At 42.8% G+C, this 16,948-nt stretch carries 14 protein-coding genes; 3 read left to right on the top strand and 11 right to left on the bottom strand.

The features are described from left to right. The 10 genes from GPUN_RS07800 to GPUN_RS14790 all read right to left on the bottom strand — a co-directional run. Window positions 1-1,274: AMP-binding protein (locus GPUN_RS07800; RefSeq protein ID WP_040520660.1), on the bottom strand; the 1,274-nt coding region annotated here is incomplete at its 3' end. A 61-nt stretch (window positions 1,275-1,335) separates the two neighbouring features. Then, window positions 1,336-2,307 carry an NAD(P)H-dependent flavin oxidoreductase gene (locus tag GPUN_RS07805; protein ID WP_006005281.1) on the bottom strand — a complete coding sequence of 324 codons (972 nt, stop codon included), beginning with the start codon at window positions 2,305-2,307 and terminating at the stop codon, window positions 1,336-1,338. 111 nt (window positions 2,308-2,418) lie between these two features. After that, entirely contained in the window at window positions 2,419-3,189 is a 771-nt protein-coding gene (locus tag GPUN_RS07810; RefSeq protein ID WP_006005283.1) for an SDR family NAD(P)-dependent oxidoreductase, read from the bottom strand. A 33-nt stretch (window positions 3,190-3,222) separates the two neighbouring features. Beyond that, window positions 3,223-4,239 (bottom strand): phosphotransferase family protein, encoded by a 1,017-nt coding sequence (locus tag GPUN_RS07815; RefSeq protein ID WP_040520662.1) that lies wholly within the window; start codon window positions 4,237-4,239, stop codon window positions 3,223-3,225. A 14-nt stretch (window positions 4,240-4,253) separates the two neighbouring features. After that, a complete protein-coding gene (locus GPUN_RS07820) occupies window positions 4,254-5,477 on the bottom strand; it encodes an acyl-CoA dehydrogenase family protein (protein ID WP_006005287.1) in 1,224 nt (407 codons plus the stop codon). 114 nt (window positions 5,478-5,591) lie between these two features. Beyond that, window positions 5,592-5,912 (bottom strand): 2Fe-2S iron-sulfur cluster-binding protein, encoded by a 321-nt coding sequence (locus GPUN_RS07825; RefSeq protein WP_006005289.1) that lies wholly within the window; start codon window positions 5,910-5,912, stop codon window positions 5,592-5,594. A gap of 58 nt (window positions 5,913-5,970) precedes the next feature. Next, window positions 5,971-8,478, bottom strand: coding sequence for a TonB-dependent receptor (locus tag GPUN_RS07830; protein WP_006005290.1), 2,508 nt, complete (start codon window positions 8,476-8,478; stop codon window positions 5,971-5,973). Window positions 8,479-8,527: 49 nt separating this feature from the next. Further along, window positions 8,528-9,580 carry an NAD(P)-dependent alcohol dehydrogenase gene (locus tag GPUN_RS07835; RefSeq protein WP_202946222.1) on the bottom strand — a complete coding sequence of 351 codons (1,053 nt, stop codon included), beginning with the start codon at window positions 9,578-9,580 and terminating at the stop codon, window positions 8,528-8,530. Between the two features lie 50 nt (window positions 9,581-9,630). Continuing rightward, entirely contained in the window at window positions 9,631-11,094 is a 1,464-nt protein-coding gene (locus tag GPUN_RS07840) for an aldehyde dehydrogenase family protein (RefSeq protein WP_006005293.1), read from the bottom strand. A gap of 130 nt (window positions 11,095-11,224) precedes the next feature. Next, complete coding sequence (locus GPUN_RS14790; RefSeq protein ID WP_081483927.1) at window positions 11,225-11,557, bottom strand: hypothetical protein; 333 nt, start codon at window positions 11,555-11,557, stop codon at window positions 11,225-11,227. Window positions 11,558-12,696: 1,139 nt separating this feature from the next. Here GPUN_RS14790 and GPUN_RS07845 point away from each other — a divergent pair. The 3 genes from GPUN_RS07845 to GPUN_RS07855 are packed head-to-tail and all read left to right on the top strand — an operon-like array spanning window position 12,697 to window position 16,265. Beyond that, complete coding sequence (locus GPUN_RS07845; protein ID WP_006005301.1) at window positions 12,697-13,941, top strand: cytochrome P450; 1,245 nt, start codon at window positions 12,697-12,699, stop codon at window positions 13,939-13,941. Window positions 13,942-13,952: 11 nt separating this feature from the next. Continuing rightward, window positions 13,953-15,485: an AMP-binding protein gene (locus tag GPUN_RS07850; RefSeq protein WP_006005303.1), complete on the top strand. Its 1,533-nt coding sequence runs from the start codon at window positions 13,953-13,955 to the stop codon at window positions 15,483-15,485. A 3-nt stretch (window positions 15,486-15,488) separates the two neighbouring features. Continuing rightward, window positions 15,489-16,265, top strand: coding sequence for an SDR family NAD(P)-dependent oxidoreductase (locus GPUN_RS07855; RefSeq protein WP_006005305.1), 777 nt, complete (start codon window positions 15,489-15,491; stop codon window positions 16,263-16,265). Window positions 16,266-16,309: 44 nt separating this feature from the next. On the opposite strand, the gene GPUN_RS07860 is transcribed toward GPUN_RS07855, so the two are convergent. Then, on the bottom strand, window positions 16,310-16,948 hold the full coding sequence (locus GPUN_RS07860; protein ID WP_040520663.1) for a TetR/AcrR family transcriptional regulator: 639 nt from the start codon (window positions 16,946-16,948) through the stop codon (window positions 16,310-16,312).

The following is a 16,948-nucleotide window of genomic DNA, read 5'->3' on the forward strand; positions in this document are numbered from 1 at the left end:
GAAATAATCATGTCTTTCAGCCTGTCACGAATATACAAAAATCCATCTTCATCAATATAGCCGGCATCTCCAGTATGCAGCCAATTATTTTTAAGCGCTTCTTCAGTTGCTAATGCATTCTGCCAATAGCGTGGCATATTCCAAGCGCACTTCACTAAAATTTCACCGACTTCAAATGGATTGACATTCTGACCTTGCGCATCAACTATTTTTATTTGCGTGCCAGGATAAGGAACTCCGCACGAACGTAACTTGCCTAACTTAGCATTGTGCAATCGATTTGGTAGTGCCGTTGCAACCGCTAAGTTTTCGGTCATGCCATACAAATGCATGAATTGGCAATCTTCACCGAACCGCTTCTGCGCGCTAGCTAGCACCGATTCAGCGATAGGTGCAGCGCCGTATGATACGCACTTAAGAGACGAGAAATCAGTGTTTGATGCTATTGAATGATTGACCACCATGTGAATAATAGTTGGTACAAGAAAAAGATGCGTAACCTTATGTTTTGGAAGAAGCGTCAGAATTTCTTGTGGATCGACCGTTTTGGTTAGCACGACCTTTCCACCCGCCGCAAGTGTCAGTCTGACTAAGTTAAAACCTGCAACGTGAAATAAAGGCAAACACACTAAATTAACCGTATCAGCGCGATAGTTTGCCCAGCTAGTATCGTGTTCAGTATCACTTGCAGCAATTGCCGATAACGCAACGGTTCTGTGCGTATGGCATACCCCTTTTGGATAACCGGTGGTGCCGCTAGTGTAAAGTTGTATCACATCATCATCGAAGTCAGCACATAGATCTGGTTTATCAAAAGTCATCGACATGTACCATTGTTCGAAGTTTATCCATTTAGTATGGCCGCCATCTAAGGCGATAATGGTAAGACCCTCGCTAAGGCTTGACTCAATCGACTCTATCAATCGATAATAATCCATTCCAACAAACAACATCACACTGTTGGAATCATTTAATATGTAGGCGATTTCAGGACCGGCGAGGCGCGTGTTTATGCTGACTTGTACAGCACCAGACTTTGCGATACCGAGCATTAGAAGTAAATAATTTACAGAATTCGCGTCTAAAATTGAGATTCTATCTTGCTTATTGACACCGTGATTAATGATAGCTTGAGCGACCTGATTACTTTTGAGTTCCAATGCGTGATAAGTCAGCTCAACACCTTCAAACCACAAGGCAATATCATCTGATTGGGCAGCAGCCCGTTGGGTGATAAGGTTAGAAAACATGAGGTGTGAAGTGCCTTGTTTCATTTATTCTCCTTTGAACTTCAGATTTTTATTCATTGCAGAAGATTTTATTCAGCACGCAAATTTAGAACCAACTGAGGCGTTGCTTCATCGCATCGTGAGCTTCTGCTACCATTCGGTCAATAAGGACCTGACAACTAGGTATATCATCGATTAATCCCATCACCATACCAACAGTCCAGATGCCGTCATCCACATCGCCACCCTCAATGCATCGCTCGCGACCTCTTACACCTGCAACGAGCGGCTGCAATTCGTTAAAATCTGTATTGCCAGCCTTTGCCTCTATTTCTACAACTGCCTTGGAGACAGTATTTTTAAATACACGTACTGTATTATTTAACGAGCGAAACATCAGTGTTGTTTGCCGCTCGTCTGCATCAACCATCGCTTGCTTCATATTGTGATGGACAGGTGCTTCTTTGGTTGCCACGAAACGAGAACCCATATTAATTCCCTCTGCCCCTAATAGCATTGCAGCTGCCATCTGGCTTCCAGTAGCGATGCCACCTGACGCAACAATGGGTATAGAAAGTTTGGCTGCTGCACATGGTATTAGCACCAAATTAGTCACATCGTCTTCACCAGGATGCCCTGCACATTCAAAGCCATCGACACTGACAGCATCACAGCCCACCTTTTCAGCCTTCACAGCATGACGAACAGAAGTGCACTTGTGAATCACTTTAACGTTGTTAGCTCGAAGGTATGGTATAAAACGTTCTGGATTACGGCCGGCGGTTTCAATTACCTTAACACCACATTCAACCGCCGCCTGCAAGTATTCATCGTACGGAATGGGTTTTATCGAAGGCAATATTGTGAGATTTACACCAAAAGGTTTGTCGGTCATTTCACTACAACGCCTAATTTCTTGGCGCAACAATTCAGGGGTTGCTTGCGTTAATGCCGTTAGTATGCCTAAACCACCTGCATTCGATACCGCTGCGGCCAATTCAGCTCGACCAACCCACATCATTCCTCCTTGAATAATTGGGTAACGAATGCCAAACATTTCTGTAATACGAGTTTTCATTCAACTACCTCATTTGAAGCTGCTTTACTATTTAGAAGATTAGATTAACTAGTGCGTTATCGAAATGGCGATACCACATATAATGATAGGAAAAAATGACACCTCTGTGGACTATTTCGGTTGCATTCGAATACCAGCGTCTATTCGAATACACTCACCATTGATGTATTCATTGTCAACAATATGTAATGCTAATTTTGCAATTTCATGCGTATGACCTAGTCTTTTAGGAAAAACTGTCATATTTTCCAAAGATTTGTAATAGTCCTCTTGGACTTCGTCAAATAAGGGAGTGTGAATGAGTCCGGGGGCAATAGTGACAACCCTAATTGCATAAGGCGCGAGTTCTCGTGCCATAGGCAAAGTCATTGCAACAATCGCACCCTTAGTTGCCGCATATGCAACTTGACCAATTTGACCTTCAAAGGCAGCAACTGAAGCGGTATTGATTATCACACCACGAGACTCCTCACCATCGGATAATTCATTAATAGCCATCTTTTCAGCGCCAAGTCGACATAAATTAAACGTGCCTATTTGATTTACCGCTACGGTTTTTTGATAAATATTTAGCGGGTGAGGGCCTTTCTTTCCGAAGGTTTTGCAAGCAGGCCCAATTCCAGCGTAGTTGTTTATAATATGCAATGCCCCGAACTTTAGGACCACCTCATCGACGGCTTTGCTTACTTGTGATTCGTCAGAAACGTCAACCGAAAAGTACGCAATATTATCGCCATGCTCTTCCTGCATTTTTTTACCGATTTCATCATTTAAGTCAAAAATCGCAACATTGGCACCTTTACTTAAATAAAGTTCTGCGGTCGCACGGCCTAACCCTGAAGCACCGCCAGTAACAATTGCTGTTTTTCCTATGATGTTCATATCTTTTACCTTTTGATCAAACTTTTTTCATGGTTAATTAACCAAACCAATGGCCATTTTCGCCAACGGTGCAACCATTTCGCCCATTTTATAGGCTTTATCATTAGAGGCATTACCATCTAATGCGCGTTTTTTTACGCCTTGCAAAATAGCCGCAAATCGAAATGCGCTGAAGGCGAGGTAAAAATTCCAGTCAGTAATGCCATTAATACCTACTCTTTTGCAATACTGTGAAACATAATCCTGTTCGCTTGGAATACCCAACGCTTCGCGGTCGATGCCATCTAAACCCTGTAGTGCTGAATTGCTAGCCATACGTAATTGCATACATTGATAGGCTAAATCGGCGAAAGGGTGGCCTAGAGTAGATAATTCCCAGTCAACTAGCGCTAGGACTTGACTTTTTTTAGGATGAAAAAGCATATTATCAAGGCGAAAATCGCCATGGACTAAGCTAACGCGACCATCTTCGGAGGGTGTGTTGTTAGGTAACCACTTAATCAACCAATTCATGTCTGCTATCTTTTCAGTTTCGCTAGCGCGATACTGCTGGATCCATCGGTTTATTTGGCGCTCGTAATAATTACCTGGCCGCCCATAATCGCTTAAACCTACTTCTGCGATGTTTATCTTATGCAGTGAGGCCATCACTCGGTTCATTTCGCTATAAATTTCGCAACGATGCGAAAAGTCGACATCAGGAAGTGCTGGATCCCACATAACTCTTCCGTCCACATATTCCATGATATAGAAAACACTTCCAATAATGGTTGCGTCTTCGCATAGCAATAGTGGTTTGGCAACCGGCACCTCTGAGTTTTCAAGTGCTGTTATGACCCGAAATTCACGGTCCACAGCATGAGCAGATTTGAGCAAGTCTCCAGCAGGTTTTCGTCTCAAAACATACCGTTTGTTGTGACTAGTCAGCAAATAGGTTGGATTTGACTGTCCTCCAACAAATTTTTTCGCCTCTATGGGTCCCTCTAATCCATCAAGATGTCGACCTAGATACTGTGATAAGGCAGTAACATTCAAATCTGAGTTAGACATTATCAGGCCTCCCCTTACTTGGCTGCATAGCGATCGATAATACTTTTGCCCAAAGCCATTTGATGCACTTCATCGGGCCCATCTGCTAATCGACACCATCGAGCATAATTAAACGCTTCAGCCATAAAATAATCTTCTGTAAGTCCTCCCGCACCATGCATTTGCATGCATCGGTCAATAATATTTTGGACAAGTAAGGGCACTGTTGTTTTAGTAGCAGCAATCATATCTACAGATGCAGACACACCTTCAGCGTCGATCTTATTAGATGTTTTCAATACCAGTAGGCGAGCCATTTCAACTTCAGAAAAACAACGCGAGATGTTTTCACGAATAGATTGGTGCTTACTAATAGGGCGACCGAAAGTCACGCGTGTACTAACGCGTTTGCAGGCTAATTCTAGGGCACGTTGGGCGCTGCCGATAAGCCGCATGCAGTGATGCATTCGACCGGGTCCTAAACGACCTTGTGCAATCTCAAAGCCACGTCCTTCACCCAGTAATACGTTTTCAAGTGGCACTCTAACATTGTCAAAAACAATTTCTGCATGCCCTATGGGCGCATCGTCATAACCAAGGGTAGTAAGTGGTCGGACTAACGTGATTCCTGGCGTGTTTTTGGGCACTAATACCTGAGTTTGTTGTTTGTGGCGATTAGTATTATCAGGGTCACTCTTTCCCATTACGATAAAAATCTTGGTGCGCTCATACATCGCACCTGTAATGAACCACTTGCGGCCATTTAAAACCCATTCTTGGCCATCGGTATTGATAGAGAGTTCTATATTGGTCGCATCACTCGATGCCACTTGAGGCTCTGTCATGGCGTATGATGAGCGAATATCACCCGATAGCATCGGTATTAGCCAGGTATCTTGCTGTTTACGAGTAGCATAGTTCATCAATACTTCCATGTTACCTGTGTCCGGTGCGTTGCAGTTGAATACTTCAGGTGACCAAATTACCCTCCCCATGACCTCAGCTAACGGCGCGTAATCAACAAAAGATAAGCCCCCATGTTCGCTGTATTGCGCGTGCTCTTCGGGTATAAATAAATTCCATAATCCGGCTTTTTTTGCTTTTACTTTTAGTTCATCCATCAACGGCAGTGGAGCAAAGCGCCTTGGGGCATTGTGCAGTGCTTGCGCGTATCTGATTTCGTTCGGGTAAATATGCTCAGACATAAATTGCGATAATTTGCTCAAAAGTTGTTGAGACTTTTCACTGTGTGAATACATATAATATTCCAATATCTATCGATGCTTACGAATTGTTGATTGAAAAGGTAATTTAACGGGTAATCTGACCTTGTCGCAATAACGAGTTATTAACCTTCATCAAGCTTCGAATTATTAAAACTGAGCGCTAGGTACGGATACAATTAAACCATCCAGCGCGTTACTCACTCGAATCTGACAACTTAACCGGCTAAATTGATTGGGTTCAACCGAACCTTCAAGAATTGCTAACTCAAGCTCACTTGGAGAGTCAAGCTTGTTGAGCCAATCCTTATCGACGTAACAATGGCAAGTACCGCAGCTCATTGTGCCTCCGCACTCACCTATAATATTTTCTATTCCCTCATTAACTGCAACCTCCATTACGGATTGCCCGAATTCGGCGTCAACCATCACTGTGTCGCCGTTTAACTGTATAAAAGTTACTTTTGCCATGCTTTACCCTCAAATAGTTTAGGGCTTTCTATTTCTAGAAAACCCTCACTATGGTGAATTATTCGAAATTGTAAGTGAACTCGATGCCAAATGTACGTGGTAAACCACGGGTCAGATAATCCTGTCCGAAGGCGTTCAAATTGAGTCCATAAGTATAATGAAATTCGTCCGCTATGTTTTTCGCCCATATCGCAACGGAATAGTTTTCAGTCGTGTAGGTGACTCGGCTGTTTAGCAGCCAGTAAGCTGGATTACCCTCTGCTAGTTCTCGCGATGCCAAGAAGCCTGAACCAGCGTCTGCTGAACCACCAGGGTAGTTGCCGCCATAGTTACCAAATGGGTCAAAATTATACTCTCCCATATATTGTGCATCTAATGTTAAGTCTACAAACCCACCACGAATTTCCATAATGTTCCAGTCAACTCCAAAGTTGAAGGTAACGTCAGGTGCATTTGGGAAACTATTACCACCAACTAACACACCGTTTGGCGTAAAGCGTTGACCTTCATCGTATTCACTGTCGATTAGGCCTAATGAGCTTCGAATTCTAATGCTATCAGTAGGAAGTGCTGTTAGTTCAATTTCTAGCCCACTAAGCTCTCCATCTGCGGCGCGAAGGAACGATGTTGTTCCAACAATTTCTGCGACTTGCTGATTGTTGTAGTCGTACATAAATGCCGCAGCATTAATTTGTAAACGGTTTTCTAACCAGCGTGATTTGTAACCGACTTCATATGCATCGATGGTTTCCGGTTCAATAAAAAAGACCTGATTAATATCCTGATACGCTAAACCATTAAATGTTCCTGCCCGATAACCGCGGCTATAGCTGAAGAAAGCCATTGAACTGTCACTTACATCGTAGGACGTTATGACACGGCCTGTAAACTCATCACTTTCCTCACTTTGTGAAATTCTTGCAAGTGATAAATCAGCTGGGAAGCTATACGGTATCGTAGTCGCCCTAATGTTTCCTGCTTCATCGAACAAAACGGTGCGCGCATCGTTAAATTCAACGTCGTCTCGGGTGTATCGCAGACCGACCGTTACATTAAATTCATTTGTTACATCGTAGGAGATTTCGCCGTAAATAGCCTGAGATGGTCGTTCAATCGTAAATTGTTGATTAGCTAATATAGATGTGAAAGGTGGTGCCCCTGCTGCCGCACATCCCGATGTTAAGCCGACAAATTCGAAAAACGTTCTAGCATCTAAAAAGCCATTAGCATTTAAATTAAGCGGACTGCAGTTTCCATCGGACGGGATAACTCCTAGTGCTGGATTGGAGGGGTCAATAACACCGACAACTGGGTTAAAGAGATCTGCGGGCAATTGCGCATCAAGCAGTCCAAAGAAATCCGGTTCATTTTCTGTAAATACTTCTTCTGTACCGAAATAAACACCAGCAACAACACTGAGTCTATCAGTAACATACGTTAGCCGAAGATCTTGATTAAAACTTTCACTTTCAGAGAAATAACGGATTGCACAAAGGTCTAGTACTGTCCCGTCACAATCGTAGGGGTTTAGGGTAAAGTCAGCTTTGTCAAAACCCGTGATTGAGGTTAATGTAAAATCGTCCCACGTGTAAGATGCAGTTAACGACATGCCGTCTGAGGAAGTGCCATAGCGGTTTGCTTCATTAGACTCTATTTCATCTTCGTTTAATCGCCGGCCATTTCCATCCGGTAAAAGGGAATTACGCGTTGGCGCGCCGAGAACATTGGCTTGACCCGGGAAATAGCCTACTCCATAAGCCAAATCGCCTAAGCCATCATTTTCAGCCGTATAAGCTTTAAAATCAATTTCCAAGTCTTCACTCGGAGCCCACTTAACAGAAAATCGCAATGCTTGTGAGTCAGTCTCACCATAATATTGATTATCAACTGGGTTAAATGTATAGCCATCCATCTTTTGTTTAGTTGCTGCAATACGAAAGCCCAGTTCACTAGGAATGAGCGTGTGTTCAAAAGCGCCTGTAAATGCCTGTGAGCCAAAATTACCTGCGCCCACAGTAATAAAACCTTTATTTCCATCGTCTAAACTCGGTTTCACCGTTGCTATGGTAATAGCACCACCTGTTGTGTTACGACCGAACAAAGTGCCTTGCGGGCCACGCAATACCTCTATTTGTGCCAGATCGAACAACTGTTGCCCATGCGCAGCGCGGAATGTTTGGAACACTTCATCTACATAAACGCCCACGGGAGAAGCCGTTGATGCGCTAAATTCATTGGCTACGCTTATTCCACGAATACTGAAGTTGGGTTGAGTTTTTGAATAAGCCGAGGTCACCTGTAAATTTGGCACACTGCCCATTAGATCGGATGTTTCGCTTATATTTCTTGCCTTCAATTCAGAGCCTGAAATTGCTGTTACGGTAATGGGAACATCTTGAAGATTTTGAGGCCGCTTTGTTGCGGTCACCTCTATAACTTCAATTACGGGAGCCGAAGAAGCTTCTACTTCTGCCGACTCATCCGCTTGCGCATAGACCATTTGAGTGCTTGCGCCAAGAATGGCTATTTGCACTGCCAAGGACAGATAATTTCTTTTTTTATTCATAAATACCTCAGTTCTTTATTTCAATCTTATTAAAAAGATGGCGCTATTGTTAACCAGGCAACAATATAGCCTTTAAGCATCGGCCTTCGTGTTGGTCGATGATTGCCGCATTAATTTCTGACATTGGGTAAAAAGAAACTAGTTTCTCGATAGGAAATTGACCATCAATAATGTATTGAACAAGTTCGGGTATAAATGTTTCAGGATCACTGTCCCCTTCTAATATTCCTTGCACACGATGCCCCTTGAGAATACTTCCTGTGAGGTTCAACTTTATGTCAACCTCGGGAGAAACCGAACCCAATAAACCAAGAAATCCATGTGCCGCAAGGTAAGTAATAGCTTCCTCAATCACTGCCGGTATACCCGTATTATCAAGAATATACTGCGCACCATCTGGTAATATTCTGCGAACTTGGTCAGCAGCAGGGCCCGCATGTGGGTCTATTACATGGGTGGCGCCCATTTCCAGTCCTAGTTTCCTGCGCACAGACATTGGTTCCACCAGAATAATGTTGCGGCAACGTGCAATTTTGGCAGCAATCACTGCGCTCATCCCAACTGAGCCCCCGCCGATAATAACGATATTAGAATCTGGCTCACAAGCCATTGAACGCAAAACACTGCCTGCGCCTGTTTGGAAACCGCAGCCTAGGGGGCCAAGGCATGCCAAAGGTGCGTTCTTATCAACTTTGATTACATTGCGTCGATTTGCAAGGGCGTGCGTGGCAAAAGATGATTGACCAAAATAATTACCGTAGATTTTTTCACCCTCATCTACGATAGTATGGCTACCATCACGGCGGGTGCCAGCAAAGTTAACTTCAGGAAACTGGTGGCAATAACTAGGTATGTTGTCTAGGCAGTTACCGCATGAGCCACAAGATAAAAAGCTTAGTACGACATGGTCACCTACTTGCAAGTCGTCAATTTTAGAACCCACTTCAATTATTCGCCCACTTCCTTCGTGGCCCAATACCATAGGAAGTGGAACGGGAATACTCTGGTCGCGAGAAATAATATCTGTATGGCACATACCGACACCTTCAATTTTCACCAGCACTTCATCGGCTTTCAATGTGTCTAATTTAAGCTCCTCCAACGAGAAGTCTTCGAAAGGTTTTCTAGCAACCGCTGCAATAATGTTCATATCTATGTCCCCGAACTTATATCCATTATGATTGATTTTGTCTCGGTGTAAGCGTCAAGTGCTTCCCAACCACACTCTCTGCCGATCCCTGACATTTTCGTCCCACCAAATGGAAAGGCTGGGTCTGCTTTTAACACACAGTTTACAAAGACTGTGCCAACATCAAGCGCATTTGCCACGCTATGTGCTTTGGCCAAATTTTGTGTCCAAACATAAGCAGCCAAACCAAACGGACTGTCGTTGGCCATGTGTAGAGCTTGCTCATCGTCATCAAACGGCGTTACTGAAACTGCAGGACCAAATACCTCTTGCTTCATAATTTCTGACTGCTCGTGCGCATTGCATATAAGCGTAGGTTTATAAAAGTAGCCGCTGTCTGGTATTTGGGTATCGCAATGAATAATGTCAGCGCCTGACACTTTCGCATTATTAATCATGTTAGAGACGGATTGATATTGTCGGGCGCTTATTAGCGGCCCCATTTCTGATGATCTGTCGTCACTCATACCAAATTTAATCCCGCTCGCACCGCTTTGAATACCTTCAACTACCTGGTCATAAAGCGAGCGATGAACATAAAGACGCGTTCCGGCGTAGCACACTTGTCCGCTATTGAAAAATGCACCAGCGATAGCATTTGGAATTGCTAAGTTTAAGTTTGCATCTGGCATAATGATGGAGGGTGATTTACCCCCTAATTCTAATGTAATGCGTTTTAAATCTGGAACTGATTGAGCAAGCAGATGCTGGCCTGTTTGAGTGGAGCCGGTGAACGCAATCTTCCTTACTAGGGGGTGCTGAATCAAAGCTTGACCAGTTGTCTCGCCATCGCCGGTTACCACGCTGATAACACCCTGTGGTATACCAGCCTGAATTGCTAACTCTTGCAGTCTTAAAAGGCTATGAGGAGCTTCTAATGGGGGTTTAACAACTATCGTACAACCCGCCGCTAATGCTGGTCCTATTTTAAACATGGCAAGAATAAGGGGAAAATTCCAGGGTACAATAGCAACGACTACGCCCACTGGCCTGCGTGTCGTGTACGCGAGAAATTCGGGCCCGCTACCAGCCAAACTTCCGCTCTTGCCATACATTTTAGTTGGCCAACCGGCATAGGTTCTTAGCCACATGGATGCTAATGGGATATCGACCGTTTCTGTAACACTTATTGGCCTTCCCGTATCTAGTGCCTCAAGCTTTGCTAAGTGTTCACTGTCTCTGTCAATTGCATCTGCCAGTGCATGCATGAGCTTCTCGCGGCCTAGTGGCGGTATATTTTGCCACTCTGAGCTTCTAAATCTGGCGTGGGCCTTTGAAACTATTTCATCAACTACAGCATGATTTGCTATTGGGATGTCAGCATAGGGTTTCTCTGTACATGGATCTATACAAGGTACTAATGAAGACTTGATGTCGCTTCTTGTGGCCCAGTCTTGCTTCGGTAAAACTAAATCTGTCCAACTCATACACTACTCCCAATATTTCTGCTCATTCAACATGTTTATAAAGGCTGCATCGAGATTGCTCATGCCTACCGTGTATAACTTTTGTTAACCTCATGTAAATATAATACTAAAAAAGACTCCTTGTCTACTTTTAAATGTATACATTGTTTAAAATTATAATTGTTGCTATTCCTTGACCACCATCAAGGCAAAGGGCAATTAATCCACGTTTTAAACTTCGCTTCTCTAATTCATCGAGAAGCGCACTGAAAAGCATTGCAGCTGCTGCACCCATTGGCTGCCCCAACGTAATAACATCAGTAAAAACGTTGGTAATCTCAAATGTATTATTGCGATTGATAAAGCCGTCTTTGACTGAAATTACAACAGTATTGCAATCTCCAACTTGTATAATAAATCTGGTAAGAATCTGTATTTCGGAAGTAATGACGTAATTGTAACTCTCGCAATAAGCTTGACCCAGTGATAGTGGCGTGACCTCATGAAGGGCTCCATCTTTTTTGCCTTTAGACCGGGGGGTCGAATTGCATTATGTCGATACGCGGTATTACTCATTGTAAGAAATCGTCCTTTGCAAATTTACATAAGGGATTGACAATCAAGTGATAATGCCATCATCATTTTTTGAGTTTAGAGCGTTGGCGGCCTACTATACAATGGCGATTGTCTACAAATAAATAGGCAATAAACTACAATATTGGTTATCAACATTTGAGCGATTGCAATGAAATACATCACTTTTTAAAGCTATTTTGCAGCAGAACTGCTTAAAAATATCGTTAATAAAACGTTAAATAACTGTAATTAATGAATAAAAATAATATACGCGCAAAAATTGTCGAAATCCGTAATACACGTTTGTCAGTGGAGTCCTTTATTAATTTACAGCAGGATATTACTAATTTAATGCAAGATGAAATTATTGGGCATTTTGAACAAGTCATGCATTTAGGCGCATTCTGAATCTGTTGCACAGCCTAATTCACAGTATAGCAGCCGGTTCAGCACCTAAAACTTGGACCGGCGTTGCACCGACCAGTTTACGAAAGACAGATTGACCACAATTAACCCGAGGTCGAAAATATGCAACGTAACTGCCGCACACTTTTACCTTTACGCGCGACTAATGCCTAGATCCATTCATTGCTTTAGGAACAAGTTTTCTTCCGACAGCAGCTTTTAACTCGGGCATTACTTACATAATAGGCAGGCTTTGCCGCTTACCGTTTTAACATATTCTTCAACAGATCTGATTTTTGCTTTCCCACCGGCTGACTACAGCAAAGGTGTCGATGAGGATACAAAAAAGTATATTTTCCTTTACTAAACGTTCACAGATCGGTGAACCTCAGATTTATTCATAAGTCAACTGTGCTGACTGCTTGGGATAAAATATAAGAAAATTCATTCTTAAAGTGGGTAAAGAATAATGGGTGTAATTATATTTTTCACAAAAAGACACTTTGTCCATTTTAAGTGTATACAGTGTTTGAAAAATAATGTAATACTTATAAAACCTGTTACAAGTTATTTACAATAATTTAAATGACATTGCGTAACGTTCCTATTTTTTTGACAATTTAACTGTTAAGGATTGCTAAAATGGCACAAACATTAGAGACCTTTGGTCCGATTTATCTCGCTGAGACTGATTATTTTAAAGAAGGATTTCCCCATGATCTATTTACTAAATTGAGAGCTGAAAATCCCGTAGTTTGGAGTGAAGAAAAAAATGATAGAGGTTTTTGGGTATTAACAAAATATAAGGACATAGAGTATGTCTCAAGAAATCCTCAGCTATTTTCTTCTGCAACAAAAAATGGTGGACACCGAATTTTTGATGAAGACAAAGTAGGTTTAGTTGCAGCAGGTGAGGACAACGCTACAATCGGTCGACCTATGATATCGCTGGATCCACCAGAGCATGTCGGGGTTCGTCAATCGGCTATGCGCGGTCTTACACCTGCAGCTATGAAGTCAATGGAGGGACGGATACGTGAGCGCATCAGTGCATTGTTAGATGCCGTCGTTCCTGGTCAACAGTTTGATGTCATCAGTTCATTAAGTGCGCCCATCCCCATACAAACGCTAGTTGAGATTTTGGGGTGCCCTCCAGAAATGGAAGCAGAACTCTACGCTTGGACAAATTGCTTAGTTGGTGAGGGTGACCCAGAATTTCGTCAATCGCCTGAGCATATGGGTAAAGTTATTGAGAATTTGGTCAAATTTGCGTTGCAGTTGCTAGATGCGGGTAAGGATGGCGATGGTACCGATATGATCAGCTTAATATCCAAAACATATGACGGCACAAAGTTAAGCCAAGCTGACTTCCTTGGTAATTTTATTCTGTTGGTTATTGGAGGAAATGAAACTACGCGAAATACTCTTTCCGGCGGACTGTTAGCATTCGCTGAATATCCTGACCAGCTTTCAAAGTTAATTGCTAACCCAGAGCTTATCCCAAGTGCCGTTAAAGAAATCTTACGATGGGTGTCTCCTGTGATGCATTTTCGACGAACTGCGACTGAGGACGTTGAGATACGCGGCGTAAAAATTGCTAAAGGTTCAAAAATAGTGATGTGGTATCCTTCAGCTAATCGCGATGAGGAGATATGGGAGCGTCCATTTGAATTTGATATAGAACGTAAAAATAATCGCCACTTCACGTTCGGCACGGGGCAGCACATGTGTATTGGAAATCGTCTGGGTGAGCTGCAGATTCGTGTCTTTTTAGAAGAATTTACCAAGCGCTTTAATCACGTTGAACTTGCTGGTAAGGCCAAACGGGTGCAGTCCAATTTTTTACAGGGTCTCAAAAAATTGCCCATGAAATTCAATAATGTGTAGTGGTTTGAACAATGAAACATTTTTCAAAAAAGGCTGAAAACTCGCCAGATAAAATTGCTGTGATTTTTGATGATAACGTAGCACTAAGTTATGCGCAGTTAAACAAGGCCAGTATCGCGTTTGGAAATTATATGCAGCACCTTGGAGTGGATTCGTCCAAACCCGTCGCTGTGTTAATGGAAAACCGATACGAATATATTGTTTGCGCATTAACTTTGCTCAGAATGGGGATGCAGTTAGTCCCGATCAATAGTCATTTAAAACAAGCAGAAATTACTTATATCGTCACCGACTCTGATGCTGCATTACTGATTACCTCTGACTTGTACAAAGATGTTTGTAAAAATTTATCGCTAACAATCTTAAACGTGGATGATGAAAAAGTCTGGGGAGCTATAAAACGTAAGTTCGAAAGTACATTTTCTGTTGAGTATGCGTTTAAACAATCTGAAGGACAGGTCTTATTTTATTCATCGGGGACGACTGGTAAGCCCAAAGGCATATTAAGACCGGTGAACGACCGACCATTTGGAACGCCAGCGCCTATTGAAGAGTTTTTATCCAATTACTATAAATTTGATTGTCAATCTGTATACCTTTGTCCGGCACCTCTTTATCATGCTGCACCATTAAATTGGACATTATCGGTGCTTCGTTATGGTGGTTGCGTGGTTGTTATGCCAAAGTTTGATGCTGAAAATGCCTTAAGGCTCATAGACACTTACAAGGTAGATGTCACTCAATTCGTACCAACTATGTTTGTACGCATGCTCAGCCTAAGCACTACGATAAAGCAAAGGTACTCCCAATCGTCACTGCGAATCGTGGCACATGCAGGCGCACCCTGTGCACCGGAGATAAAGCATAAAATGATCGATTGGTGGGGCATGATAATTCATGAATATTATGCCGGCAGTGAAACTAATGGCTTAACTGCTATTACCCCTGAGGAATGGTTGGAACATCCAGGGTCAGTTGGTAAGGCAGTGCTGGGTGAACTGCATATTTGCAACGAGCATGGTGTTCCTGAAGTAGCAGGTACGACAGGTCAAATATATTTTTCTGGTTTACCGCCTTTTTCATATAAGGGAGACGAGCGTAAAACACAAGAAGCTTATAACGAGAAGGGATGGAGCACTCTAGGCGATATTGGATATATAGACGCAGAAGGCTTTCTATATTTGAAAGATAGAAAGAACTTTATGATTATTTCCGGTGGTGTCAACATTTACCCACTTGAAGTTGAAAACACGCTTATGTCTTACGACCTAATACTTGATGTTGCAGTAGTAGGAGTGCCACATGAGGAGCTTGGCGAAGAAGTAGTCGCCGTGATTCAGTTACACGATTATTATAACAAAAGCCCCCAATTAGCAAACGAAATTATTGAATTTTGCCGTGAAAAGATAGCGCATTTTAAGTGTCCAAAGAGAGTTGTTTTTACAACTGAGTTACCTAGATTGCCGAATGGGAAGTTGTTAAAAAGGCATATAAAAGACAACTTACTTGAAGCTATCTCATCAAAAAAAGAAATAAAGAGGTGAAACATGAAAAATTTATTAAAAGATAGAGTGGCCCTGGTTACTGGTGGTTCGCGCGGCATTGGACGCGCCATTGCTGAGGCTTTTATAGCAGAGGGAGCTAAGGTTTTCATTAGTGGTAGAGATGAAAAGGTAGGCGAGCAGGTGGCTCAAGATTTAGGTAAGCAATGTCACTTTATTGCCTGCGATGTCACGGACGGCAAGAGCATTAATGCAATGGTCGATAGTGCTGTTAAGCAAGGAGGCAGACTTGACATCTTGGTCAATAACGCTGGAGGTGTGTGGGGATTCGCGCCCGCTTCTCAAATGGACGATGAAACATGGGATAATATCATTGCGCTGAACCTCACATCTGTTTTTAAAGCATCCCGCGCCGCGATGCGCGTAATGGAAAAACAAAATTACGGACGTATTATAAATATCTCTTCCGTTGAAGGAAAACAAGGGAAGGTCGGATTCTCACATTATTCGGCGACTAAACACGGTGTGATCGGCCTGACTAAGTGTATGTCGAAGGAAGGAGGTCCGTATGGAGTTACAGTAAACGCAGTCTGCCCCGGTTTAGTTATCACTGATCTAATCAGGGATAATGCTGGTTCTGCAGCTGAAGCTGCAGGCATGGATTACGATGAACTTATTGATGCGTATGCAAAGCAAGCCGCTATTGGAAGACCTATAAAACTAGAAGAAGTAGCAGCAATAACCGTAATGCTTGCATCGGAACTCGGTGGAGGAGTAAGTGGCGCACCAATTTCTGTTGATGGTGGCACAGCTTCTTATTGAACTAGCTGCCCCTCTGCGCATCAAGCAGGTGGGCATTTTATCAATTAGTTACCATTGAATATAGCGCTTACGGTTATGTGACCTAAGGCCTCGGCAAGAGAATCCAGATCTTTGCTCTCACACTTTGAAACGAAGTTAGTGAGGTAAAGCGTATTTATCCAAGTCAAAATTTTTGCCACCTCTGCCGTCGCCTGTTTTTTTGCCTTTCCTTGTTGGTGAACCGCATGAACAGCAAGTTCACTTTTATGACATAGCGTGGTCATCATCTCTTCGTATAAACGTCTTACATTATCATCATGAGGAGCCAGATCCTGAATTGCTGCCACGATAGCTTGATGCTTTTTAAATGCATACACAATGCCCTTTATTCCTTCATGCAAATCTTCTGGGTTTGCTTTTTCTGAGTTTTTAAACCACAAACCCGCGCCGTCAATGATATCCTTTGTGACCACGCCCATCAACCGAGCTACCAATTCACCTTTATCTTTGAAGTGAGTATAAAAAGTAGACCTAGCAATATCGGCGCGGCTAGCCAAATCATCGATTGTAATCTGCCCTAAACTGTTACCTTCTTCTAGCATCTTCTCCATTGCATCAAGCAGACGTTCCTCTATCAATGGTTTTCTTGTGTTTTTCTCCCTATTCCGACGAGTGGGCCTTTGTTCTAAATCTAACTGTCTCAT

The sequence above is a fragment of the Glaciecola punicea ACAM 611 genome (genome assembly GCF_000252165.1).
In the GTDB taxonomy this organism is placed as follows: domain Bacteria; phylum Pseudomonadota; class Gammaproteobacteria; order Enterobacterales; family Alteromonadaceae; genus Glaciecola; species Glaciecola punicea.